The organism is Acinetobacter pecorum, assembly GCF_014837015.1.
In the GTDB taxonomy this organism is placed as follows: Bacteria; Pseudomonadota; Gammaproteobacteria; order Pseudomonadales; family Moraxellaceae; genus Acinetobacter; species Acinetobacter pecorum.
The window spans coordinates 99,847-123,753 of the sequence record NZ_JACSPT010000004.1 but is presented as its reverse complement, the minus strand read 5'-3'; the positions used below and the strand labels follow the sequence as shown (position 1 = coordinate 123,753).

The following is a 23,907-nucleotide window of genomic DNA, read 5'->3' as shown; positions in this document are numbered from 1 at the left end:
TGCTTGTTTAGCGCTTCTGTAGTCACTTTCTGTCCTTCAGTATGAAAATGTATAAGTTCAGTGAGACCTTCTGTATCGGTTCTTAAATATGGTTAAGCTGCTTAAAGCCACAAAAAACTGAATCTTAAGAACCATGGAGCAATGATATGACTGAACAGCATTCAGAACATAATAACCGTGAAAAATTATGGGAATTGATCAAAGACGTCCGCTTTACCATGATCAGTCATCAAACCGATACTCAAGAACTTCACTCACAGCCAATGACCATGCTTAACTCTGAAGCGATGAATGAGGATCAGAATCTTTATTTTATTATGAAGGACACCAACGATATTGTTCAGGCTGTAAATGCGGGCCGTCGCCATTTGGGACTGTCTTTTTCCAAGCCCTCTGATGATATTTATGTATCCATTAGTGCACATGGGGAAATCAGTACAGACCGCATGCTGATTGAGAAGCTATGGAATCCCTGGGCAGAAAACTGGTTTCAGGGTAAAGACGACCCAAGCGTTCGTGTTCTGATTGCCAAAGCAGTAAGTGCTGAATACTGGAATGTGAAAGATAATAAAGTGACCCATTTACTCAAAGTTCTTAAAGGAAATGTAACAGGTAAACCGGAAGAACCAGATACAGAACATGAGAAAGTGACTCTATAAATTTTAAACTTTTCTCTCCTGTTTAGCCTCTTTTCATAAGAGGCTAAATATTTGATTATTTTAAATTTAAATGATTAAAAATTACATTGTAATGACTCAAATAGCGTGATTAATATTTTAAACAGCTCCTCAAAAGCAATCGGCTAAAAAATTAAAAAGGCCGCAATTGCAACCTTATAAATTTTCTTTAGTAAAATCAACTGACCTGTTTTATTGCTTGAATTTTAGCAATTTCCTGCTGTTTAAGCAGATTGCGCTGAATTTTACCACTGGATGTTTTGGGTAAATCACTAACAAATTCAATCTCTTTTGGATAGGCATGTTTAGACAAGCGGGAACGCACATAGTTCTGCAGCTTGATCATCAAGTCTTCATTGGCGGTATATTGTGACTTGAGCACCACGAAGGCCTTCACAATTTCAGTGCGTTCAGGATCTGGCTTACCCACTACGGCGGATTCCAATACTTCCTCACATTCCAGCAAGGTGCTTTCTACATCAAAAGGCCCAACCCGATAGCCCGACGTGGTAATGACATCATCTGCACGACCAATAAAATCAATGCCACCATATTCATTCAGTTTGACTGTGTCACCGGTTAAATAATACTGACCAATAAAGGCTTTCCGGTTATTTCCGCCATAGCCGTCAAACCACATCAAAGGTGAAGCTGAACAGTCTATTGCCAGGGTACCGACACCGCCTTTTTCTACTTCCTGATGCTCTTTATTCAATACTGCAAAACGATGCCCCGGAATCGCAAATCCAGCCGAACCAACTTTTTTATAATGCTCCAGAGCATGATGATTGGCAATCACCATCCCAAGTTCAGTCTGTCCATACTGGTCATAAATATTGACGTTTAGATCCAGATTGAACCATTGAATCACTTCTGGAGTTAAGGGCTCACCTGCACTGCTGACTACACGTAAATATGCACTGATTTCAGCATCAAATTTTTCTTTAAAGCCAAAGAACATCCTGAATGCCGTTGGTGAGCCCGTCAGGTTATTCACCTGATATTTTTTAATGATTTCAATTGCATTGTCTACACTAAAAGCACGCTCATCCATAATGATGCTATGCCCTAAGCTCAAAGGACCTGCAATGCCATAATACAGGCCATAGGCCCAACCCGGATCGGCCAGATTCCAGAATGAATCCTCCTCACGTAAATCGACAGCGTGTAGCATATAGCCTTTAAATGCCAGTAAAGCCTTTAAAGGAACAGGCACTGATTTCGCCAGTCCGGTGGAACCTGAAGTAAACATCATCAAAAAAATATCACTGAATCGGCCTTGAACCGGTTCAAAATCGCTTGGATATTCCTTGATTTCAGTCCAGAAATCGGCATCTTCTTCAGCACAATCAGGAGTTGGATGTACAGTTAAAATATGAGGAATACTCAGATCATTCAGTTTTGAATGCTGCTCCTGATTGGTAATAATCAGCTTGGTTTGAGCAGTATTGATCCGATGTTCAATAGCCTTGCTTTCAAAAGCAGTAAATAGAGGCTGATAAACCGCACCGATACGCCAGGTCGCCAGTATGGTAATCAGGAGTTCGGGAGTACGTGGAAGCAGACCGGCAATACAGTCGCCTGCTCGCAGCCCCAGTACAGTCATGTAATGGGCCAGTTGTCCTGAAGCTTCAGCCAGCTGCTCAAAAGTCCATTGTTGTGCGTTCCCATTTTTGCCTTGCCAGATCAGTGCAGTTCGGTTTTGACCCAGGTAGCGACCACAGCATTCGGTATAAGCATTGATGTTCTCTGTACTTCCAACCAGATGTTCCTGAACCATATTTTCAAAATTAAAATCAGCATATGCCTGCTCTAGTGTCTTCATGACGACAACCTCTTTCCTATTGTAGTTTTCAGGCGAGCTTGCCTGAGTTTATCCATTTGTATTTGTTGTTCCTGCTGATTCCATCAGCATAATTTTTCAAATCTGCATTCATGCCTTATAGCTAGGACCTGAATAAGGCTTATTTTCGATTATTCGCACTGTATGTCTTTAGAGCATCATATTCAGTTGAATCCTGCAATTTCCATATCCATCAATGTAAGTGCAGGATTTGAACATCCCTCAAAGTCTGTTTTTTTAAATTAAAAATCAGCGTTGACATACTTCACGCGCAATCACCAGTCGTTGAATATCTGATGCACCTTCATAAATCTGGCTCACTCGCACATCACGATAGATACGTTCAACCGGAAAATCCGACACATAGCCATAGCCACCATGAATCTGGATCGCATCCGAACAGACTCGCTCTGCGATAGTCGAAGCAAACAGCTTGGCCATAGAAGCTTCTTTTAAGCATGGCTGGCCAGCATCTTTGAGCGTTGCCGCATGCAAGACCAGTTGTCGCGCCGCTTCAATCTGGGTGGCCATATCGGCAAGCCGGAATGCCACAGCCTGATGTTGAACCAGTTCCACCCCAAAGGATTTACGCTGATTGGCATACTCTACCGCGGCATCCAGTGCAGCACGTGCCATACCGACAGATTGTGCTGCAATCCCGATCCGGCCCGACTCCAGATTAGACAAGGCAATTTTGTATCCTTCGCCTTCCTGCCCCAGCAGGTTGGCAGCAGGAATCCGGCAATTATCCAGAACGATGGTCGCGGTATCGGAACAATGTTGCCCCATTTTTTCTTCCAGACTGGACACGATATAACCCGGTATATCGGTCGGCACCAGAAAACATGAAATACCTTTTTTCCCTGCAGATTTATCGGTCACAGCAAATACTAGTGCAATCTGTGCGTGTTTACCTGTGGTGATAAATTGCTTGATGCCATTTAAAACCCACTCGTCGCCATCACGTTCGGCTTTACATTCCAGAGCGCTGGCATCCGACCCAGCTTGTGGCTCCGTCAGGCAAAAACACCCCAGCCATTCACCTGTCGCCAGTTTGGTCAGATATTTCTGTTTTTGTTCCTCTGTGCCATAGCGCTGGGTAATACCACAAGGCAAAGAATTCTGCACGCTGACAATCGTCGAGATCGCTCCATCTCCGGCGGCGATTTCCTCAAGAGCCAGTACCAGCGAAACATAGTCCAGACCTGCTCCACCCCATTGCTCGGAAACAGTCATGCCCAAAGCACCCAGCTCACCCAGTTCTTTGAGCTCCTGTGTGGGAAATTGTGCTGTTTTATCGCGCAAACCAGCGGTTGGTTTCAGCTTCTGCTGCGAATAATTCCGCATCATTTCCTGAATCATTTTTTGTTCGTCATTTAAAATCACGGATCTTTCCCTTCTTTATTCATTCTATCCAGCATCAGCACAGACTTTTTAATTTTCAAAATGTGATGTTTTTTTGGATGTATTCGGCAAATTCAACATACAATTTTCCCTGACACGTTATTGCCATTTTGATGAATCAGAGAAAGCATCTTTATTTAATGAATTATTTTGGTGCCATACGGATTGCACCATCCAGACGAATCACTTCACCATTCAAATAACTATTTTCGAAAATATGACCAACTAACTGAGCAAATTCCTGTGGTTTGGCCAGACGTGATGGAAAAGGCACCATCTGTCCGAGAGCATCCTGGACATTTTGCGGCATGCCTTTCAACATTGGAGTTTCCATGATGCCCGGCGCGATGGTCATGACACGGATCGCTTCACGAGCCAGTTCACGTGCCAAAGGTAAAGTCATTGCGACTACTGCACCTTTGGATGCCGCATAGGCAGTTTGACCAATTTGGCCGTCATAAGCGGCAACCGAAGCGGTATTCACAATCACGCCACGTTCTTCTTCACCCGATTGCAGCTCATATTTTGCGATTAAAGCCGCTGCATGACGCAGCATGTTAAAAGTACCGCTCACATTAATATTCAGCACTTTCTGGAACATCGCCAATTCATGGATGCCGTTTCGTCCCAACACTTTGGCAGACGGTGCAATCCCGGCACAGTTCACCAGACCATTTAGCTGACCATAATTGCTTTCGACTTCAGCAAAGAAGGCTTCGACAGCCTGCTCATCAGTGACATCCAGTTGTACAAATTCGGCCTGCTCACCCAGTTGCTCCTGCATAGCGACACCCTGTTCCTGGTTCATGTCTACCAGAATGACCTTGGCGCCCAGTTCCACCAGATAGGTTGCTGTAGCTGCACCCAGACCCGACGCGCCACCGGTAACCACTATAACTTTTCCCTGAATTTTCATGTTTATGTCCTTTAGATATTTTTAAAATTACGACTTATGAAGAAGAGTAAACAGAGATTTTATTCTGTACAATTTCCAAATATTGCATCTTGATTGATGGATTTGGACAATAAAAAAAAAGGATTTTTGACCGGCCATGCATTTACCTGTCTTGGAATATAGCAAGGGAACCATCTCGATTGATCTGGTTCATGAAGCATTATTGAATGCCAAAGCACAACATTACGATATTGCTATTATCTTAAATAAAGCCGGTATTCCGTTAGAGATTCTGCACTCAGCCAAGGCTCGGGTTTCAGTGGCGCAATATGCAGCGCTATGGACCGCGCTAGCAGACAGCATGAATGATGAATTTTTTGGTATGGATAGCCATCCCATGCGCCGTGGCAGTTTCAAGCTGTTATCCAAAATGCTGTTGCAGACAGAGACACTAGAAAAAGCCTTGCAACAAATCCTGCAGTTTTTTAACCTGATTCTGGATGATCTGCACAGTACACTCATGGTCGAGGAAAACTTTGCCTATATCGTAATTTATGACCAGAAACAGACCAAACGCATGTTCAGTTATGCCACCTATGTAATGCTGATCCATACCCTCTTATGCTGGTTAAGCGGCCAGCGAATTTTACTCAATCAGATTCAGCTGAAATGCACCGCGCCAATCAATGATTTTGACTATAAAGTCCGGTTTTGTGAACAGATTGAATATCAGGCCAGTGAAAACTATATCCAGTTTGATGCTGCCTATTTGCAACTCCCAGTAAAACAGGATCAGACTTCCTGGTATCAGTTTATTCAGCAGACGCCACACAACCTGCTGGTTCGTTTTAAAAATCCCTATGCCTTAAGCACCCAGATTCGCAAACAGCTATTAGATGTACCACCCGCAGACTGGCTGGAACTGAATGAACTTGCTTTGAAAATGAATATCTCTGAAGCCACCATACAACGCCGTCTGAAAAATGAAGGCCTGAGTTATCAGCAACTTAAAAATGAAATTCGTTGTGATACTGCGATTGAGCTCTTAACCCGTACAGAGCAAAGTCTGCAGGATATCAGTGATCAGTTAAATTTCCAGGAAGTCAGTGCCTTTCATCGTGCCTTTAAAAAATGGACTGGTGTCAGCCCAGGGGCTTACCGGCAAAATATTACAAAATAATCTATATATTAAGACTTGAAAACGATTAAACCCCAATCAATAAATTTAACCGTATGTTTATTCAATATTTATATATTTCAAGGATCACAGCCTTAAATTACAGAACTAAACAGTCATTCTAAAAGCTTTTATTTTCCTATTAATATGGGTTATTTTTCAATCACTTTAGAACATCCATTTTTGGCTGTTTTTATATTTTCCTTTATTTTTGAAGGTATCTCCATGTTAAAGATGACTGATGTACTTGAACAAAATCTTGTTCAGAACTTCTCTAAAGCTTTATTTTCTTCAACTGATCTCATCACAGAACAGTTGAATCAAGGGATTTTAAATGCATCGGATGCAGAACTTAAACATGCAATTCTGCACTTCTTTAATCAGGTAGACGCTGTAGAAGCGGCTCAAGCCCTTGAAATACCAGCAGAACGTATCAACGAGTTACAGCAAGGTATTGCCTTGAAAGATGAAGAATCTTTGGCAGACACTTTGAAGGTTGTGGCACTTTGTCTGGCAATGGAAACCGGCAGTCTGGATCAGGTCGAAGTATATGACTGTCTACAAGACTATCCGATGTAATTCTTTTTTTAAGAATTCCTCGAAAGCGGTGCTCTGGCATCGCTTTTTTTATTTTTAGTTATACTGCCTTGGCGTGATGCCATTAAGAATGTTTAAGGTTTCAGATGCAGCTGGGAATTGATAAAACTTGAATAAAAAAGCGACCATACCGGTCGCTTTTTAATAAAGAAAGATAGATTACAGATTAATGTGGCCACTGCGCCAAAGTCACACGATCATTACCGCCATAATCTTTAACCGTGCGGACTTGCTTATAGCCCGCCTGTTTAAATAGATGTTGTACGGCGTCTGCCTGATCATAACCATGCTCAAGCACCACCCAACCATTCACAGTCAAATGCTTCTTGGCTTGAATAATAATGTCCTCCAGATCAGCCAGACCTTTTTTGTCTGCCACTAGAGCACGTTCCGGCTCAGTCGCCAGATTTGGCATATGTGCATCATTGGCATCGATATACGGCGGGTTTGATACAATCGCATCAAAGAACTGACGGCCAAATGGCTTCAACCATGAACCGAGAACAAATTCCACATTCTCAATATCATACTGCTCTGCATTATACTTCGCTACCTCCAGCGTAGGCGCGTAAATATCCGAAGCCGTTATGGACCAGTTTGGACGTTCAGAAGCAAGTGATAACGCAATTGCGCCAGTACCTGTACCTAAATCTGCCACACGGGCATCTTCAGGCAGGTCCAATTTCAACACAGTCTCAACCAGTACTTCAGTATCCGGACGTGGTACCAAAGTATCTTTGGTCACTTTGAGGTCCAAAGTCCAGAATGGCTGTGAACCAGTGACATAAGCCAAAGGCTCACCGGCAGCTATACGCGCCAGACCGTCTTTATACGCCTGTTCCTGTTCCGGCGTTAGTTCCTGATCCTTTTTCATCAGCAGATCAAATGAATCAATCTTGGTGATGTGTTCCAGTAACCAGGCATTTTCCTGACGTTCGTAACTTTCAGCTTCGCCGCGCAAAGCCAGCGCTTGTAAAATATTCATTATCCACCATTCTGCTGTGCAAGCATGGCCAACTGATCGGCCTGATATTCACGATGCAGACTGTCCAGCAATTCAGTCAGATCACCTTCCATCACCGCATCCAGCTTGTATAAGGTCAAGTTAATACGATGATCGGTCATACGGCCTTGTGGATAGTTGTAGGTACGAATACGTTCGGACCGGTCACCTGAACCAACCAGGTCACGACGCATTTCAGAAGTAGCCGCATCCGCAGCAGCACGTTTGGCATTTTCCAGACGTGAAACCAGTAAAGCCATGGCTTTGGCTTTATTTTTATGCTGTGAGCGCTCATCCTGACACTCAACCACTGTACCGGTTGGAATGTGGGTAATACGCACAGCAGAGTCAGTTTTGTTAATATGCTGACCACCGGCACCTGAAGCACGGTAAGTATCAATACGCAAATCAGATGAATTGATTTCAACCGAAGTATCGACATCCACTTCCGGAAGAATCGCTACCGTACATGCAGAAGTATGGACGCGGCCCTGCGATTCGGTTGCAGGTACACGCTGCACACGGTGCGCGCCACTTTCGAATTTCAGGCGACCATAGACACCTTCACCATTAATCAGACAAATGACTTCTTTATAACCGCCATGCTCGCCTTCATTTTCGGACAGGATTTCAAGTTTCCAGCCTTGAGACTCAGCATATTTACTATACATACGGAACAGGTCACCCGAGAAAATTGCCGCTTCATCACCGCCTGTTCCAGCACGGATTTCTAAATAAGCCGAGTTGGCATCATTCGGATCTTTCGGAATCATCAGGATATTCAGATCAGCTTCAAGCGATTCAATTAAAGCTTTATTTTCTTTAATTTCTTCCTGTGCCATTTCCTTGAAATCCGGGTCTGACAGCATGGCCTGAGCCGTTTCGATGTCTTCTTCAGCCTGTCTGTACTTGGTCCAGACATTGGTGATTTCTGTTAAGTCATTATGCTCACGTGATAATTGACGGAAGCGCTTGTTATCAGAAATGACTTCTACATCAGCTAGCAATGCGGTCAGTTCTTCATGGCGGTCAGAGAGCTGGTCTAATCGTAAACGTAACGATTCTTTCATTTTCTAAAAAATCTCAAACATATGGCTGCAGCTAAATATTCATTTAGCACAGCGAAATCAAAAAATTGCGCCTAGTTTAACGACTCTGGCCTCTAATGAACATCATTATTGAGTAAGTCCAGCTTGCTATTGTTCTCGTTCTAATGTCTTTGTTAATAAATATGATTAAAAATAGTAAAACTGCCTTTTTAGTAATCGATCTTATGCTTATTTACTGCAGATTTTACAATTTGCCAAATAAATCCAGTAATTATGAAGAAAGATCTTCATATTGTTTGCAGCATGATTTGTTACATTTTCTGCATCGAAATAACTACAGTCCCATAAATGGACACGGAGTAATGACATGAAGCTTAATGCACTTTTAATGAGTACAGTTTTAGCTGCTGGTTCAATGATGACTGTAAACGCATATGCAGACAGTACAGCACGCGTTGCAGCAGCAAGTGCTTTGGGTAGTGTTGCGGGTACAGCTTTAGGTAAAAATATGGGTGGCAATACTGGTGCAACCTTGGGTGCTGCTTTAGGTGGTGCTGGTGGTGCAGCGGTTGCAAGCAGCAAGAAAAACCGGACTGAATCTGCAATTGGTGGCGCTCTAGGTGGCGGTGCAGGATATACAGTAGGTAAAAATATGGGCGGCTCTAACGGTGGCTATATTGGATCAGCATTGGGCGCTGCGGGTGGTGCTGCATTAGGTAACAAGATTTCCAAGGATAAAACTGCTGAAAAACGCTCTAAACACTGGAAAAAACGTTACCGTTAATTTGAATTCAGGCATTTTAGGCCAGCGGCTACATTTAACACAAGAGGCACCTTCGGGTGCTTTTTTATTGCTCTTTTATTCCCTCCAAATTCATGTAAAGCATCAACTTATCTTGCCAACATCATGAATAAATTAAGGAGATAAAAATCACAATTCGCCAACACTGCCTCCATGCTGTTTGGCGCTTGCTAGATTAAATTGATTTTATCAACAAAATACAGCTAGATATATAAAAGGTGTCCTCATGAACTATAAATCTCTAATGATCGCTGTCGTAGCAACCTCAGCCATGGGTATGACAGCTGCCAATGCAGGCAATACAACCAATACAGCTTTAGCTTCTGCTTTGGGGGGCGTTGTGGGTGCCGCAGTCGGTAATAAAATGGGCGGTACCACTGGCGCAACAATCGGTTCAGCGATTGGTGGTGGTGCAGGTGCCGCAGTGGCAGCAAATAAACGTGACCGTAATGGTGCAATTATCGGTGGTGCTTTAGGTGGCGGTGCAGGTTATGCAGTAGGTCGAAATATGGCTGGCAGCAATGGTGGTTATATCGGTGCAGCACTCGGTTCAGCAGGCGGTTCAGCTTTAGGTAAAAAAGTTAGCGAAGACCGTCGTTATGATGATCGTAGCGAACGTCGCTATAACTCTTCTCGCAATTACCGTTACAACGATTATCGCTACAATAACCGTCGTCGTTAAGACTTCATCTCTTATCCTTTCCTCCTTTATAAGCATCTTCGGATGCTTATTTTTTTTATCTTTATAATTTAGTTTACACTTATATCGATTTTCCTCGATATACAAATACAATCTAAAGTCGTATGCTTTTAAAGATGTCTATTTAAGAGTAATACTATGCGTACACTTAACGATACCCAGTTCTCTATCCTCGAACTGGTTCCTGTTCGTGACGACAAGAGCATTCAATTTGCGCTAAACCATGCGCTCGAACTTGCTCAAACAGCAGAAAAATTGGGTTATCGCCGGATGTGGCTGGCAGAACATCATAATATGGATGGCATCGCCAGCTCAGCAACCGCAGTTCTCTTAGGCTATTTACTGGCAAATACCAAAACCTTAACTTTAGGTTCTGGCGGAATTATGCTACCCAACCATGCCCCGTTGGTCGTGGCTGAACAGTTCGGCACATTGGCAACGCTCTATCCGGATCGTATTGAACTGGGTCTGGGCCGTGCTCCAGGCACCGATCAAATGACCATGCGTGCCCTACGTCGTGGCCGTCAGGAAACCGAAGATCAGTTTCCACAAGATGTACTGGAAATTCTGGAGTATTTTAAAGATCCAATTCCTGGACAACGTATCGTGGCAACACCAGGTCAAAGCACCCATGTTCCAGTGTGGTTATTAGGCTCCAGCCTGTTTAGTGCCCAGCTCGCAGCGAAACTTGGTCTGCCTTATTCATTTGCTTCCCATTTTGCTCCACGTATGCTGGGTCAGGCGATTCAGCTGTATCGTGACAATTTCCAACCCTCTGAATATCTGGATCGCCCCTATGTTTCCATGGGCGTACCGACCTGTGTCGCAGATACCGAGGAAGAAGCAGAATATCTGGCAACGAGTGCTTACCAACGAGTGCTTTCCCTGATTCGCGGTCAGAGCCTCAAACTGAAAGCTCCGATTGGCTCAATGGAAGGGCTTTGGTCACCACCAGAAAAAATGTCTGTCGATAATTTCTTTGCCATGGCACAAGTGGGTTCTAAAGAAACTGTTAAAGCGGGGCTGGAAACACTTCTGGCAAAATATGATGTGGATGAGTTTATTTTCACCTGTGATATTTATGATACAGAGAAACGTCTGCATAACTTTGAATTACTGATGCAAATCAAGAACGGGCAATAGATCTCATCTCTAAGTCAAAAAATGATTTTTTATTAATATTTAAATGGGTATTTAAATTTCCTTCTCCTCTAAGGAGGAGCATGCTACGCAAGGGGGAGAAGAAATTTTTATACACAACCTCTTCCTAGCCTTTCCTATAAGGAAAGGGAATTTCTTTGATAATGCTGACTTTTTCTAGTTTGTGTTATTGTCATCTACAATACCCATTCTTCGGAATGGGTATTGTTTTTAATCTATACATTGATCTGTATGGCCAGCCACACAAATTCACGTGTTATCTTTTTTAATAGATATTTTTCTCTGGGCTTACTCTTTTGCACTAAAAACAACTATAGAAAATAGAATGACTGTCTAAGTTAAATTTTAAACTTTACTGCTCTGGGGCTTTTGTTAATATCTATAGAAAAACAAATAAAATCAATTATTAAAAAATTTCAAGGAAAAACAATGTCTACCAAGCAGGATGTACATATGGGCATATTCGAGAATCGTCCCGAAAATTTCCAGCATTTTGCTGGCTTTAAAGTGCCCTCTTCCCAGCTTGCTGAATTAGACTGCGCTGGGAAAGATATTGCGATTATTGGCACGGATCAGTTTACCGTGAGTCATCTCAATCACATTAGCCAGCACGCCCGATCAGTGAAAGTTTTTCAGATTAATCCGCAATTCGTGCTTCCCGGTACAGAGCATGGTCTGCAACGACTACTGAATCATCCTTTGATTATCAAAAATCGCCGCCTGTTTAATAGCCGGATCAAAAGTATTTTGTCCTTACGCTATCTGGAAAATCAGGTCCAGAATTTATGGTTAAGACGTCAACTTATGCCAAATCTCGCCGAAGTATCTAAAGTTTATTTAAAATCTGATCATTACTATACTGCCTTGCAACGTGAAAATTGCCAGCTGATTACCTGGCCCATTTCAAAAATTTCTAAAGATAGCATTTATTGTATTAATGGCGCTCAGCATCAGGTCGAACTGATTGTGTATACGTTTTCAGTATAAAACTGATCAATGGATAGGCCAGTAAACTGAAATTATAAGCTGTATCTAAAAAATGCAAGGTCTATAAAATTGAATTTTTTGGTGAGTATCTAAACAAGTTGATTATAAAATAGTGGAATGTATTTTTTAAAAAAATATTCAGTATTTTATTTGTTTATAATATTGATATTTTATTTCTATGAATCTGGCTCTTTTATTAATTTTTTATCTATAAATCAGAGCCAAGTCCTCGCTTGGCTCTGCACTTTTCTTAACCGATACGACGTTTAAGACCAGTCATTTGCAGGATCCGGGTAGAAATCTCCTCAATCGACATTTCAGAGACATTCAGGTATTTGATTCCTTCTGAAATATAGATGCCTTCGATCGCACGCAGTTCCATCTGACACTGGCTAAAGCTGGCATAACGACTGTTCGCCTTACGTTCAGTGCGGATGGCAACCAGACGTTCTGCATCAATCATCAGACCAAAAAGCTTGTTTTTATGGGGTCTTAGCACTGCTGGCAGACGGTTATCATCCAGATCTTCTTCTGTCAGCGGATAGTTTGCTACACGAATACCGAACTGCAAAGACAGATAAATAGAAGTTGGTGTTTTACCGGAACGTGACACACCAATTAGAATCAGGTCGGCTTTATCATAATGACGGGTACGTGCGCCATCATCATTATCCAAAGCAAAATGGACAGCATCAATACGGGCTTTATAGGATTCGGAGTCCGTCACTGCGTGGGTCTGTCCGACTAAAGTCGTAGGAATCGTGCCTAACTCATCAGCCAATTTACTAATAAGCCCTTCAAATACATCAAGATTTACCGCATTTGCTGTATTAATAATATCGCGAACATAAGGATCAACCAAAGTATCAAATACCAGAGGTTTTTCACCGTCTATTTGAGCTCTTGCATTGATCTCTGCCACCACACTTGTAGCGGCTTCTTCAGAGCTAATGTAAGGGATAATATGAATGTCAAATTTTACGTGTGGAAACTGCGCTAACAGCGAGTGGCCAAGCGTTTCAGCGGTGATGGCAGTACCATCTGAAATAAAGAAAACACTACGCTGAATTTGTTTACCTTCCGACATTAAAATTCTCCTCCAACATTTGTCTTAGTGCTATATAATCTTTATAGTAAACCGATCTTACATGACTGTCGCTTAGTAAAATCAAAAACCTAGATGATTTGCTATACTCTCATGCCAAGATAGTGATTAATACTGCAAAAGTGGAGTAACAACTTTGGAAGCGCGCGTAATTGGTCTGGAAAAATTAGGGAAGCACGACGTTGAGCTGGTTGGTGGGAAAAACTCATCACTAGGCGAAATGATCAGCCATTTATCAAATGCTGGTGTATCTGTGCCAGGTGGTTTCGCAACGACTGCCGATGCCTACCGTGAATTTCTCGAGCAAAGTGGCCTAAACGCTAAAATCAATGCAGAGCTTGCTGCACTCAATGTTGATGACGTGAATGCACTCGCTGAAACTGGCGCAAAAATTCGTCAATGGATTGTGGATACTCCACTTACACCTGCATTAGAACAAGAAGTTCGTACAGCATTTGCAGAACTTTCTAACGGCAACCCTGACATCGCGGTTGCCGTTCGTTCTTCTGCAACTGCAGAAGATTTGCCGGATGCTTCTTTTGCCGGCCAGCAAGAAACTTTCCTGAACATTCGTGGTATCGATAACGTTCTGATCGCAATCAAAGAAGTGTTTGCATCTTTATACAACGACCGCGCAATCTCTTACCGTGTACACCAAAACTTTGCCCATGATGTAGTGGCTTTGTCCGCTGGTGTACAACGCATGGTTCGTTCAGAAACTGGTGCTGCGGGTGTAATGTTCACACTAGATACTGAATCAGGCTTCCGTGATGCAGTATTCATTACCGCTTCTTATGGTTTGGGTGAAATGGTTGTTCAGGGTGCAGTTAACCCGGATGAATTCTATATTTCTAAACCACTTTTAAATGCAGGTCGACACGCGATCCTTCGTCGCAACCTGGGTTCTAAGCACCAGAAAATGATTTATGGTGAAGAAGCCTCTGCGGGTAAATCAGTAGTTGTAGTTGACGTAGAAAAAGCAGATCGTCAGCAATTTGCATTGAATGATCACGAGCTACAAGAACTGGCTAAACAAGCGTTGATCATTGAAAACCATTACGGTTCTCCAATGGACATCGAATGGGCAAAAGACGGTGATGACGGTAAAATTTATATCGTTCAGGCACGTCCTGAAACAGTAAAAAGCCGTGAAAATGTCGGCACCATGGAACGCTACCTGTTGAAACAACGTGGCACTGTAATCTGTGAAGGCCGTTCAATTGGTCAACGTATCGGTTCTGGTAAAGTCCGCATCGTGACGTCGATTAAAGAAATGGACAAAGTACAAGACGGTGATGTACTTGTATCTGACATGACTGACCCGGACTGGGAACCAGTGATGAAACGCGCTGCTGCGATTATCACCAACCGTGGTGGTCGTACTTGTCACGCTGCAATCATTGCACGTGAATTAGGTGTTCCTGCAATTGTAGGTTGTGGTAATGCCACTGAAGTACTGGTTGATGGTCAAGAAGTCACTGTATCTTGTGCTGAAGGTGATACTGGTTTCATCTACGAAGGTGCGCTTGATTTCGAAATTCAAACCAACTCGATCGAGTCAATGCCTGCTCTTCCATTCAAAGTCATGATGAACGTGGGTAACCCGGATCGTGCATTCGACTTTGCACAAATTCCAAACGAAGGTATTGGTCTTGCACGTCTAGAGTTCATCATCAACCGTATGATCGGTGTACACCCTAAAGCATTACTGAACATCGACAGCCTGCCACGTGAAACACGTGCAGCAGTCATGGCACGTACTGCGGGTTATGCATCTCCAATCGAATTTTACGTAGAAAAACTGGTTGAAGGGATCTCTACTCTTGCTGCTGCATTCGCAGACAAGCCAGTGATCGTACGTATGTCTGACTTCAAGTCAAACGAATATGCGAATTTGATCGGTGGTAAGTTATACGAACCAGAGGAAGAAAACCCGATGCTGGGCTTCCGTGGTGCAAGCCGTTATGTCTCTGACAACTTCCGTGATTGCTTCGAGCTGGAATGCCGTGCATTGAAGAAAGTTCGTGATGAAATGGGCTTAACCAACGTACAGATCATGATTCCATTCGTTCGTACTGTAGCTGAAGCAAAACGCGTGATTGAACTTCTTGCTTTAAATGGCTTGAAACGTGGCGAGAATGGCCTGAAAGTCATCATGATGTGTGAACTTCCAACTAATGCCTTGTTAGCTGAACAGTTCCTTGAACACTTCGATGGTTTCTCTATCGGTTCAAACGACTTGACTCAGTTAACTCTTGGTCTGGACCGTGACTCGGGTATCGTATCTCACCTGTTTGATGAACGTGATCCTGCAGTTAAAGTACTTCTGTCTATGGCAATCCATGCATGTCGCAAAGCAGGCAAATATGTCGGTATCTGTGGTCAAGGCCCTTCTGACCATCCAGATCTTGCACAATGGCTGATGGAACAAGGAATTGAATCTGTGTCGCTTAACCCAGACTCAGTATTGGATACCTGGTTCTTCCTTGCTGAAGAAAAAGTAAAAAAAGCATAAATTCATTTTGAATATAAAAAAGACCCTTTAATAGGGTCTTTTTTATAAGCTCACTATCATTTACTAGTTCAAATCAATGGACTGAAAATATTCAAAATTTAAGCAATTGAATTACCTGAAATAATTAAATTAAATTTCTAAACATACCCCTACTGTAATGACAAACAAATACCAACAGTAAAGTCATACCAAACTAGCAATAATAAATGTCTACCTGAAGTCCAGACATGTATCTTTTTAGAACACAGAAGTTTTCAGTTTATGTGTAGGATGCATTTTAATGAGAAATATGATTGAAAATCCTCAATTAATCTATATCTTACGATGAGAGAGTGTTTGTTTTCAAAACAGAATTCACTACAATCTTGATTAAACCTATTTATCAGTTCACATTTAAATATTGAGATTCAGTTTATATGCAGATTTACTTGGCACGAAACAATCAACAAGCTGGTCCATATACGCTCGAGCAATTGAATCAGATGCTGGCGAATCAACAAGTCATGCTGACAGATTTAGCCTGGCATCAAGGCATGACAGAATGGAAAGCCCTAGGTGAACTTACCCAAGGAAAATCAGTATATCAACCTGAAGGCTATATCGCTCCAGCACCAACTCCTGAAACACCTGTATTTCAGAATAATCAAACCGAAAAAACCTCTTATGGCCAGCAGCCTCGAGTATCTGCAAGAAAAAATGAACTGGCCAGTATTCCCAGTCGTATCCTGGCTAAAATTGTAGACCTGCTATTGTGGTTGCCGGCGACTTTTATCCTGACTGCATTTTTCACTCCTGAACAGGAAGCACGGTTCGCAGAATTGAACCAAGAATTCATGAACGTGGTGCTGAGCAGCGATGCAGATCCGGCAATGGCCCAGCAATTACAGACTCAAATGTTTGAGATGTTTTCTCAGCAGGCCTGGCTTGCCACAGCGGTCTATTTACTGATTATGCTGGCTATTCAGGCATTTCTGATTGCAAAATCAGGTCAAAGTATTGGTAAAAAACTCACGAAAATCAAAATTGTAGATGCTGATTCTGGCGAAAAAACCAGCTTGTTACGCGCTTTTACTATCCGCAGTGTGTTGTTCATTTTCTTCAATATCATGTTTATGCCTCTCAGCTTAATTATAGACTGGGCATTCGGACTGGGTAAAAAACGTCAGACACTACATGACAAACTAGCCAAAACTCAAGTAGTAAAACAATAATTTAGCAGCAAATAAAAACGGGATAATCTTCATCCCGTTTTTTCTTACATAACTTTGAAATTGAAATAAAATTCCTATAAATATTACCCAAATCATCCTACCAAAATCGGTTTTTATTACAGGCATTTAAAGCACCTTTACATATAGCTTAGTTCGTTAATCTCAGGCATAATGCCCTACAACGTAGCGGTGTATTATGATTAAAAGGATGTTTTTTTAAAAATCAGCCTTTTTTAGTCATGTGCACTTTAATCGCTATCCCATATTAAATTAGGGAATGGGACTCTTCACCGAGGTTGTAAAATGAGACAAACGATTTTAGCTGTATTGTCTTTATCTGCGATGACTGCACTCTTGACCGGGTGTGGTGGTGATATGGTACTTCTGAACTCTAAAGGTCCAGTTGCAGCAGGTCAAAGTAACCTGATGATGACTGCGATTTATTTAATGCTATTGGTGGTTATTCCATCAATCATCATGGCATTATGGTTCGGTTGGAAATATCGTGCATCGAATAAAGACGCAGACTATAAACCTACATGGGCACACTCTACTGCGATTGAAATTGTAGTATGGGGTATCCCTGTCATTATTATTGGTATTTTAGCTTGGTTAACTTGGTGGGGTTCCCACAAGTATGACCCATACCGTCCAATTGAAGCAGATAAAGCACCTTTAACTGTTCAAGTTATTGCTGAACAATTTAAATGGATCTTCATCTACCCTGAGCAAGGTATTGCAACAATCAACGAAATGCGTTTCCCAGAGAAAACTCCGGTAAGCCTTCGTTTAACCTCTAACTTCACGATGAACTCATTCTTCATCCCGGCGTTAAGTGGTCAGATTTATGCAATGGCAGGTATGCAAACTCACCTCAACCTATTAGCTGATGAAACTAGCCCAGCTGAAGGCTACCGTGGTTTCTCTTCAAACTATTCAGGTTACGGCTTCTCACAAATGCGCTTCCGTGCACATTCTGTGACTGATGCCCAGTTTGCCGAATGGGTTTCTGCTATTCAGGCAGGAAACGGTACTTCAGTTAACCCTAATGCAGTACAAAAAACTGTTCTAGACCAAGCTGAATTTGCAAGCTTACGTGACGGTAACCGTGGTGTTCACCAGATCGAAGCGATTATTGCAAGAGCTAAGACTCCTGAAGAGAAGGCTGCTGCCGAAGCAATGAAGCCTTACCCTACTAAGCCACACCCTGTGACTTACTACTCTTCTGTAGAGCAAGGTTTGTTTGAATCTGTGATTCACAAGTATATGAGTAACTACCACGGTGCTGACCATTCAGCTCCTGTAGAAGCTGCAGCAACTGATGCTGTTGCTCATGAAGCGTCTGCTTCTGAAGCTCATGTAGCTGGTGAACATGCGACTGCTTCTCAAGGAGAATAAGACATGAGCTTCTTAGGTAAGTTAGGTCCGGATGCAATTCCTTACGATCCAATCGTACTGGCAACTGTTGCAATGATGATCTTGGGTGGTATCGTAGTTGTTGCCGGTATTACCTACTTCAAAAAATGGGGCTACCTGTGGAACGAATGGTTCACATCTGTAGACCATAAAAAAATTGGTATCATGTATATCTTCGTATCTGTGATCATGCTGGTGCGTGGTTTCGCCGATGCGATCATGATGCGTCTTCAGCAGTTCCTTGCAAAAGGTGGCGGCGAAGGTTATTTACACCCTGAGCATTACGACCAGATCTTTACCGCCCATGGCGTGATCATGATCTTCTTCGTGGCAATGGGTCTTGTAGTTGGTTTAATGAACATCTCTGTACCGCTTCAAATCGGTGCACGTGACGTTGCATTCCCATTATTGAACTCTCTGAGCTTCTGGTTATTCGCCGGTGCTGCGGGTCTGATGATGGTATCACTTGCGTTAGGTGAGTTCGCTGCAACAGGCTGGATGGCATACCCTCCACTGTCTGGTATCGAATATTCTCCAGGCGTGGGTATGGACTACTATATCTGGGCACTGCAAATTTCAGGTCTAGGTACGCTATTAACGGGTGTTAACTTCTTCGTTACCATCATCAAAATGCGTGCGCCTGGCATGAAGCTTATGGAAATGCCAATCTTTACCTGGACATCTTTATGTACAGCAGTATTGATTATTGCGGCTTTTCCAGTGTTGACTGCAACAATCGCAATGTTAACGCTTGACCGTTACTTCGGTTTCCACTTCTTTACCAACGACATGGGTGGTAGCCCAATGTTGTATGTAAACCTGATTTGGACTTGGGGTCACCCGGAAGTGTATATCTTGGTATTGCCAGCATTTGGTATTTACTCAGAAGTTGTTGCGACTTTCTCGCGCAAAGCATTGTTCGGTTACAAATCAATGGTGTATGCAACAGTAGCAATCACAGTATTGTCATTCGTTGTATGGGTTCACCACTTCTTTACCATGGGTGCAGGTGCCAACGTTAACGCGTTCTTCGGTATCATGACCATGATTATCGCGATTCCTACAGGTGTGAAGATCTTCTCTTGGCTGTTCACCATGTACAAGGGTCGTATTGTATACACTACCCCAATGCTATGGACACTTGGTTTCCTTGTGACTTTCGGTATTGGTGGTTTAACAGGTGTATTGATGGCGGTTCCACCAGCGGACTTCCTGGTACACAACTCTTTATTCCTGATTGCCCACTTCCATAACGTAATTATTGGTGGTGTAGTATTCGCGATGTTCGCAGGTATCATCTTCTACTGGCCGAAAATGTTCGGTTGGAGACTGAATGAAACTTGGGGTAAAGCAGCGTTCTGGTTCTGGTTCTTCGGTTTCTACTTTGCATTCATGCCGCTTTATATCCTTGGTTTCATGGGTATGACTCGTCGTTTGAATACATTTGACAACCCGGACTGGGATCCGTATGTAAACATTGCCATGTTTGGTGCGGTTCTGATTGCGCTAGGTATTGTATGTTTCATCATGCAAATCGTGGTTGGTTTCCTACAACGTGAGCAACGTCTAGATTTGACTGGCGATCCATGGGATGGTCGTACCCTTGAATGGTCGACATCATCTCCTGCTCCATTCTATAACTTCGCTCATCTTCCAAAGATCCATGGTATTGATACTTTCTGGATCGAGAAAGAAAATGGTGTTGCATACGCAAAACCGACGAAGTATGAAGACGTGCATATGCCGACTAACCGTGCTGCTGGTTTCGTTATCGCGATGTTCATCACTATTATGGGCTTCGGTTTAATCTGGCACATCTGGTGGTTAGTAGTTGTTACGTTCATTGCTTCTATCATTAGCTTCATCGTGTCTTCTTTCACCAAGAAAGTGGATTACTATGTTCCAGCTGCTGAAGTTGAGCGTATTGAAAACGAACGCTATGCGATTCTTGAAAAACACTTGAAGAAGGACTAAGACAATGGCTGAAGTACTTCATCACGATAACCACGGACATGATGAGCATCATCATCACGATGATACTGACATCACTGTCTTTGGTTTCTGGACTTACTTGATGAGTGACCTTGTCCTGTTCGGTACACTCTTCATTGCGTTCGCTGTTTTGAGTAGCCACATCCCTGTGGGTACTCCAAGTGCGAGAGACCTGTTTGGCGACTCTTTAGGTTTCGTTCTTACTGAAACCTTCGCCCTCTTGATCTCTTCTGTAACCTTTGGTTTTGCAGTTCTTGCTGCATACAAAAAAGACGTTGCAAAAGTACTGACTTGGTTAGCGATTACTTGGGTATTCGGTGCTATCTTCATCGGCATGGAACTATATGAATTCAATCACCTAGTTCATGCGGGTCACGGTCCAAGCACAAGTGCGTTCTTATCTGCGTTCTTTACTTTGGTAGGTACGCACGGTATTCACGTAACTTCTGGTCTGGTCTGGATGATCGTGCTTATGGTTCAAATCAAGAAATATGGTTTGACTCTTGCAAACACGCGTCGTCTAGCTTGCCTAAGCTTGTTCTGGCACTTCCTTGACATCGTTTGGATCTGTGTATTCAGCGTAGTTTACTTGATGGGAGTTCTGTAATGAGTCACGATCATAACGCTGCTGGCGAATCACACGGTAACGTTAAGCAATATACTGTTGGCTTCATCCTTTCTATCATCCTTACCGTAATTCCATTCGGTATGGTGATGGCAGGCGGTTTTGGCCGTGGTACTTTGATTACCGTCATTGCGATTACTGCGGTTGCTCAGATTCTTGTGCAGTTAATTTATTTCCTGCATATGAACTCTTCTTCAGAGCAACGCTGGAACGTAATTGCGTTTGTGTATACCATCTTAACCATTGCTATTCTTCTAGTAGGTTCTGTATGGATCATGAACTACCTACACTACAACATGATGATCTAAACTGATCGTCATGCTGAAAAAGTATTTATTCCTGACTAAGCCAGGAATTCTCTTCGGTAACTTTGTTACCACTTTGGGTGGCTACTTTGTAGCCACTCAAGGTTCTGTAGATTTCCTTCTCCTGCTTATTACCTTGCTCGGTACTACGCTTGTCGTAGCATCAGGATGTGTGGTCAACAACGTGATTGACCAGGACATCGACCAAAAAATGCAGCGCACAAAAAATCGTGCTCTCGTCACCAAAGCCATCTCTGTACCTGTTGCCCTGGCCTTTGCCCTGGTATTAGGCATTATTGGTTTTAGTCTTTTATGGTTCTGGGTAAATGCGTACGCTTTCTTATTCGCGGTGATTGGTTTTGTCGTATATGTCGGTTTTTACAGCCTATGGACAAAACGAACCACAATTCATCAAACTGTTGTAGGTAGTATTTCTGGTGCAGCTCCGCCTGTCATTGGTTATACCGCAGTAGCCAATCAATTTGATTTAGGTGCATTACTGATCTTTTTAGGTTATGCATTATGGCAAATGCCTCACTCATGGGCGATTGCGATTTACCGCTTTGATGATTACAAAAATGCAGGTATTCCGATTTTGCCTGTAGCGCGTTCGATTCATCGTACCAAGGTTGAATCACTGGTTTACGTGTTTTTATTCACACTGATCATGAATGCGTTATTTGTCTTTGGTTATGCCAACTGGCTTTATGCAGTGGTTCTAAATTTACTGTGTATATACTGGCTGTATCTGGGTGTGATTGGATTTAAAGCTGAAAATGATCAACTTTGGGCAAAGAAATATTTCTTGTTCTCGGTGATCCTGATTACTGTCATCAGTATTATCTTTAGTTTTACCTCCACTGCGCCATCTATACAGATTGTGTTTTTTTAAAAAGGATAGAGTTAGTCTCTATCTTTTTTATTTTGATTTCTCTTAATCCCCTGCTTCCAATAGTTGTAGAGCAGCATCAAAAATTCGGCTTTATAAAGCTAAACCTCGATCTTCCTGATCGCTTAAAAAAATTCAATCTTTCTGGCTCCAGACTCCGATTATTCAGTTTTTCTAGATTTTTAACCTGATAAGTCCAGCTTGATCTTCGCAACAATACATGTGCTGAATTTAACCAGTCCAAATTTGGTTAAAGCCAAAATAAGGTTGTGATAATCGGTCTGGTTATAGAGATAATTTCGCAAAAATCTCTTATTTGGTTGAAATTATCCTTAAAGATCACTACAATTCCCCCTTCGCAAACACTGCGACACAACTTTGGTTGTGACTCCTTGCTTCAATTTACTTAAATTGGGGCTGTCCAAACCGTAAGGAGCTGACAATGCGTCATTACGAAATCGTACTTTTAGTACACCCTGATCAAAGCGATCAAGTAGTTGGTATGGTAGAACGCTACCTAACTCACATCAAAGAAGCTGAAGGTCAAATCCACCGTCTTGAAGACTGGGGCCGTCGTCAATTGGCTTACCCAATCAACAAGATCCACAAAGCTCACTACATTCTTATGAATGTTGAGTGTGGTCAAACTACTCTTGATGAGCTTGAAGAATTATTCCGTTATAACGACGCAATCATTCGTAGCCTTATCATCCGTCGTGAAAACGCTATCACTGAAGAGTCACTATTGGCTAAAAGTGCTGAAGAAAAACGTGCGCGTAAAGCTCAACGTGAAGAAGCACAACACGCTCAAGACTCTGCTGAAGCTTAAGGAGAACATAACATGGCACGTTTTTACCGTCGTCGCAAGTTCTGCCGCTTTACAGCTGAGAACGTTACGTACATCGACTACAAAGATATCGACACTTTAAAACAGTACATCACTGAAAACGGCAAGATTGTTCCTAGCCGTATTACAGGTACTAAAGCTCGTTACCAACGTCAATTAGCGCTAGCTATCAAACAAGCTCGCTACTTGTCTTTGATCCCTTACACTGACAATCATAAGTGAGGTTGAGCTGTGGATATTATCTTATTACAACGCATTAAAAACCTAGGTAAACTAGGCGATAAAGTTTCAGTTAAAGCTGGTTACGGCCGTAACTTCCTTATCCCACAAGGTATGGCAGTTGCTGCAACAGAATCAAATACTGCTGCTTTTGAAGCTCGTCGTGCTGAACTTGAGAAAGCTGAAGCTGATGTTTTAGCTGCTGCTCAAGCACGTGCTGACCAATTGAACGAAGTGAACATCGTTATTACTGCGAAAGCGGGCGACGAAGGTAAACTATTCGGTTCTATCGGTACTCGTGACATCGCTGACGCGTTGACAAATGCTGGTCTAGAAGTAGACCGTGCTGAAGTACGTCTTCCAAATGGCGCACTTCGTCACACTGGCGAATTTAACATCGCAATCCAATTGCACCATGATGTTATTGCAGAAGTTCTGGTTACTATCGTAGCTGAGTAATTTCTCGCCTCAAAAAGAGCATGCTTTCG

Annotated in this window: 23 protein-coding genes; 17 read left to right on the top strand and 6 right to left on the bottom strand. The window is 42.6% G+C overall.

Annotation, left to right across the window (positions count from 1 at the left end):
- The first annotated feature begins 146 nt into the window (after positions 1–146).
- Positions 147–659, top strand: coding sequence for a pyridoxamine 5'-phosphate oxidase family protein (locus H9629_RS04605; protein ID WP_064096498.1), 513 nt, complete (start codon positions 147–149; stop codon positions 657–659).
- Positions 660–855: 196 nt separating this feature from the next.
- On the opposite strand, the gene H9629_RS04600 is transcribed toward H9629_RS04605, so the two are convergent.
- From H9629_RS04600 to H9629_RS04590, 3 genes are all read right to left on the bottom strand, one after another.
- Complete coding sequence (locus H9629_RS04600) at positions 856–2,502, bottom strand: AMP-binding protein (protein WP_191730598.1); 1,647 nt, start codon at positions 2,500–2,502, stop codon at positions 856–858.
- 267 nt (positions 2,503–2,769) lie between these two features.
- A complete protein-coding gene (locus H9629_RS04595; protein WP_064102683.1) occupies positions 2,770–3,906 on the bottom strand; it encodes an acyl-CoA dehydrogenase family protein in 1,137 nt (378 codons plus the stop codon).
- Positions 3,907–4,069: 163 nt separating this feature from the next.
- Complete coding sequence (locus H9629_RS04590; protein ID WP_064102684.1) at positions 4,070–4,840, bottom strand: 3-hydroxyacyl-CoA dehydrogenase; 771 nt, start codon at positions 4,838–4,840, stop codon at positions 4,070–4,072.
- A 136-nt stretch (positions 4,841–4,976) separates the two neighbouring features.
- Between H9629_RS04590 and H9629_RS04585 the strand changes: the two genes are divergently transcribed.
- Complete coding sequence (locus H9629_RS04585) at positions 4,977–5,999, top strand: AraC family transcriptional regulator (protein WP_064102685.1); 1,023 nt, start codon at positions 4,977–4,979, stop codon at positions 5,997–5,999.
- Positions 6,000–6,221: 222 nt separating this feature from the next.
- Entirely contained in the window at positions 6,222–6,575 is a 354-nt protein-coding gene (locus tag H9629_RS04580) for a hypothetical protein (protein WP_064102753.1), read from the top strand.
- Positions 6,576–6,759: 184 nt separating this feature from the next.
- On the opposite strand, the gene prmC is transcribed toward H9629_RS04580, so the two are convergent.
- Both prmC and prfA read right to left on the bottom strand, forming a co-directional pair.
- On the bottom strand, positions 6,760–7,578 hold the full coding sequence (prmC, locus tag H9629_RS04575; protein WP_064102686.1) for a peptide chain release factor N(5)-glutamine methyltransferase: 819 nt from the start codon (positions 7,576–7,578) through the stop codon (positions 6,760–6,762).
- Complete coding sequence (gene prfA, locus H9629_RS04570) at positions 7,578–8,666, bottom strand: peptide chain release factor 1 (RefSeq protein WP_064102687.1); 1,089 nt, start codon at positions 8,664–8,666, stop codon at positions 7,578–7,580. The genes prmC and prfA overlap by 1 nt, the downstream gene beginning before the upstream one ends.
- A 346-nt stretch (positions 8,667–9,012) precedes the next feature.
- Here prfA and H9629_RS04565 point away from each other — a divergent pair, with 346 nt between their 5' ends.
- The 4 genes from H9629_RS04565 to H9629_RS04550 all read left to right on the top strand — a co-directional run bounded on the left by H9629_RS04565 (position 9,013) and on the right by H9629_RS04550 (position 12,295).
- Positions 9,013–9,429, top strand: coding sequence for a glycine zipper 2TM domain-containing protein (locus H9629_RS04565; protein ID WP_064096506.1), 417 nt, complete (start codon positions 9,013–9,015; stop codon positions 9,427–9,429).
- Positions 9,430–9,673: 244 nt separating this feature from the next.
- Positions 9,674–10,129 carry a hypothetical protein gene (locus tag H9629_RS04560; protein WP_064096507.1) on the top strand — a complete coding sequence of 152 codons (456 nt, stop codon included), beginning with the start codon at positions 9,674–9,676 and terminating at the stop codon, positions 10,127–10,129.
- A gap of 156 nt (positions 10,130–10,285) precedes the next feature.
- Positions 10,286–11,290 (top strand): LLM class flavin-dependent oxidoreductase, encoded by a 1,005-nt coding sequence (locus H9629_RS04555; protein WP_191730597.1) that lies wholly within the window; start codon positions 10,286–10,288, stop codon positions 11,288–11,290.
- A gap of 447 nt (positions 11,291–11,737) precedes the next feature.
- Positions 11,738–12,295, top strand: coding sequence for an NAD(P)/FAD-dependent oxidoreductase (locus tag H9629_RS04550; protein WP_191730596.1), 558 nt, complete (start codon positions 11,738–11,740; stop codon positions 12,293–12,295).
- A 250-nt stretch (positions 12,296–12,545) separates the two neighbouring features.
- Here H9629_RS04550 and ppsR read toward each other — a convergent pair whose 3' ends face one another.
- Positions 12,546–13,382 (bottom strand): posphoenolpyruvate synthetase regulatory kinase/phosphorylase PpsR, encoded by an 837-nt coding sequence (gene ppsR / locus H9629_RS04545; RefSeq protein WP_064096510.1) that lies wholly within the window; start codon positions 13,380–13,382, stop codon positions 12,546–12,548.
- Between the two features lie 154 nt (positions 13,383–13,536).
- On the opposite strand from ppsR, the gene ppsA reads away from it, so the two are divergent.
- The 10 genes from ppsA to rplI all read left to right on the top strand — a co-directional run bounded on the left by ppsA (position 13,537) and on the right by rplI (position 23,878).
- The gene (gene ppsA, locus H9629_RS04540; protein WP_064096511.1) at positions 13,537–15,915 is read left to right on the top strand and encodes a phosphoenolpyruvate synthase; all 2,379 of its coding nucleotides are present in this window, start codon (positions 13,537–13,539) and stop codon (positions 15,913–15,915) included.
- A 416-nt stretch (positions 15,916–16,331) separates the two neighbouring features.
- Complete coding sequence (locus H9629_RS04535) at positions 16,332–17,126, top strand: RDD family protein (protein ID WP_144723812.1); 795 nt, start codon at positions 16,332–16,334, stop codon at positions 17,124–17,126.
- Positions 17,127–17,429: 303 nt separating this feature from the next.
- Positions 17,430–18,524: a ubiquinol oxidase subunit II gene (gene cyoA, locus H9629_RS04530; RefSeq protein ID WP_064096513.1), complete on the top strand. Its 1,095-nt coding sequence runs from the start codon at positions 17,430–17,432 to the stop codon at positions 18,522–18,524.
- A 3-nt stretch (positions 18,525–18,527) separates the two neighbouring features.
- Positions 18,528–20,516: a cytochrome o ubiquinol oxidase subunit I gene (gene cyoB, locus H9629_RS04525; RefSeq protein ID WP_064096514.1), complete on the top strand. Its 1,989-nt coding sequence runs from the start codon at positions 18,528–18,530 to the stop codon at positions 20,514–20,516.
- Between the two features lie 4 nt (positions 20,517–20,520).
- Positions 20,521–21,141 carry a cytochrome o ubiquinol oxidase subunit III gene (gene cyoC, locus H9629_RS04520; protein ID WP_004278786.1) on the top strand — a complete coding sequence of 207 codons (621 nt, stop codon included), beginning with the start codon at positions 20,521–20,523 and terminating at the stop codon, positions 21,139–21,141.
- Positions 21,141–21,467: a cytochrome o ubiquinol oxidase subunit IV gene (locus H9629_RS04515; RefSeq protein WP_064096515.1), complete on the top strand. Its 327-nt coding sequence runs from the start codon at positions 21,141–21,143 to the stop codon at positions 21,465–21,467. The genes cyoC and H9629_RS04515 overlap by 1 nt, the downstream gene beginning before the upstream one ends.
- Before the next feature lie 10 nt (positions 21,468–21,477).
- Positions 21,478–22,356 carry a heme o synthase gene (gene cyoE / locus H9629_RS04510; protein WP_064096516.1) on the top strand — a complete coding sequence of 293 codons (879 nt, stop codon included), beginning with the start codon at positions 21,478–21,480 and terminating at the stop codon, positions 22,354–22,356.
- Positions 22,357–22,795: 439 nt separating this feature from the next.
- On the top strand, positions 22,796–23,182 hold the full coding sequence (gene rpsF, locus H9629_RS04505; protein WP_004278789.1) for a 30S ribosomal protein S6: 387 nt from the start codon (positions 22,796–22,798) through the stop codon (positions 23,180–23,182).
- Positions 23,183–23,194: 12 nt separating this feature from the next.
- Positions 23,195–23,422, top strand: a complete 228-nt coding sequence (gene rpsR, locus H9629_RS04500) for a 30S ribosomal protein S18 (RefSeq protein WP_004278792.1) — start codon at positions 23,195–23,197, stop codon at positions 23,420–23,422.
- A 9-nt stretch (positions 23,423–23,431) separates the two neighbouring features.
- Entirely contained in the window at positions 23,432–23,878 is a 447-nt protein-coding gene (gene rplI, locus H9629_RS04495; RefSeq protein WP_064096517.1) for a 50S ribosomal protein L9, read from the top strand.
- Positions 23,879–23,907: the final 29 nt, after the last annotated feature.

Excerpts from the sequence above, each read along its gene's own strand:
- H9629_RS04605 (WP_064096498.1), top strand. The coding sequence starts at position 147 with ATGACTGAACAGCATTCAGAACATAATAACCGTGAAAAATTATGGGAA.
- H9629_RS04600 (WP_191730598.1), bottom strand. The coding sequence starts at position 2,502 with ATGAAGACACTAGAGCAGGCATATGCTGATTTTAATTTTGAAAATATG.
- H9629_RS04590 (WP_064102684.1), bottom strand. The coding sequence starts at position 4,840 with ATGAAAATTCAGGGAAAAGTTATAGTGGTTACCGGTGGCGCGTCGGGT.
- H9629_RS04585 (WP_064102685.1), top strand. The coding sequence starts at position 4,977 with ATGCATTTACCTGTCTTGGAATATAGCAAGGGAACCATCTCGATTGAT.
- H9629_RS04580 (WP_064102753.1), top strand. The coding sequence starts at position 6,222 with ATGTTAAAGATGACTGATGTACTTGAACAAAATCTTGTTCAGAACTTC.
- prmC (WP_064102686.1), bottom strand. The coding sequence starts at position 7,578 with ATGAATATTTTACAAGCGCTGGCTTTGCGCGGCGAAGCTGAAAGTTAC.
- prfA (WP_064102687.1), bottom strand. The coding sequence starts at position 8,666 with ATGAAAGAATCGTTACGTTTACGATTAGACCAGCTCTCTGACCGCCAT.
- H9629_RS04565 (WP_064096506.1), top strand. The coding sequence starts at position 9,013 with ATGAAGCTTAATGCACTTTTAATGAGTACAGTTTTAGCTGCTGGTTCA.
- H9629_RS04560 (WP_064096507.1), top strand. The coding sequence starts at position 9,674 with ATGAACTATAAATCTCTAATGATCGCTGTCGTAGCAACCTCAGCCATG.
- H9629_RS04555 (WP_191730597.1), top strand. The coding sequence starts at position 10,286 with ATGCGTACACTTAACGATACCCAGTTCTCTATCCTCGAACTGGTTCCT.
- H9629_RS04550 (WP_191730596.1), top strand. The coding sequence starts at position 11,738 with ATGTCTACCAAGCAGGATGTACATATGGGCATATTCGAGAATCGTCCC.
- ppsR (WP_064096510.1), bottom strand. The coding sequence starts at position 13,382 with ATGTCGGAAGGTAAACAAATTCAGCGTAGTGTTTTCTTTATTTCAGAT.
- H9629_RS04535 (WP_144723812.1), top strand. The coding sequence starts at position 16,332 with ATGCAGATTTACTTGGCACGAAACAATCAACAAGCTGGTCCATATACG.
- cyoA (WP_064096513.1), top strand. The coding sequence starts at position 17,430 with ATGAGACAAACGATTTTAGCTGTATTGTCTTTATCTGCGATGACTGCA.
- cyoB (WP_064096514.1), top strand. The coding sequence starts at position 18,528 with ATGAGCTTCTTAGGTAAGTTAGGTCCGGATGCAATTCCTTACGATCCA.
- cyoC (WP_004278786.1), top strand. The coding sequence starts at position 20,521 with ATGGCTGAAGTACTTCATCACGATAACCACGGACATGATGAGCATCAT.
- H9629_RS04515 (WP_064096515.1), top strand. The coding sequence starts at position 21,141 with ATGAGTCACGATCATAACGCTGCTGGCGAATCACACGGTAACGTTAAG.
- cyoE (WP_064096516.1), top strand. The coding sequence starts at position 21,478 with ATGCTGAAAAAGTATTTATTCCTGACTAAGCCAGGAATTCTCTTCGGT.
- rpsF (WP_004278789.1), top strand. The coding sequence starts at position 22,796 with ATGCGTCATTACGAAATCGTACTTTTAGTACACCCTGATCAAAGCGAT.
- rpsR (WP_004278792.1), top strand. The coding sequence starts at position 23,195 with ATGGCACGTTTTTACCGTCGTCGCAAGTTCTGCCGCTTTACAGCTGAG.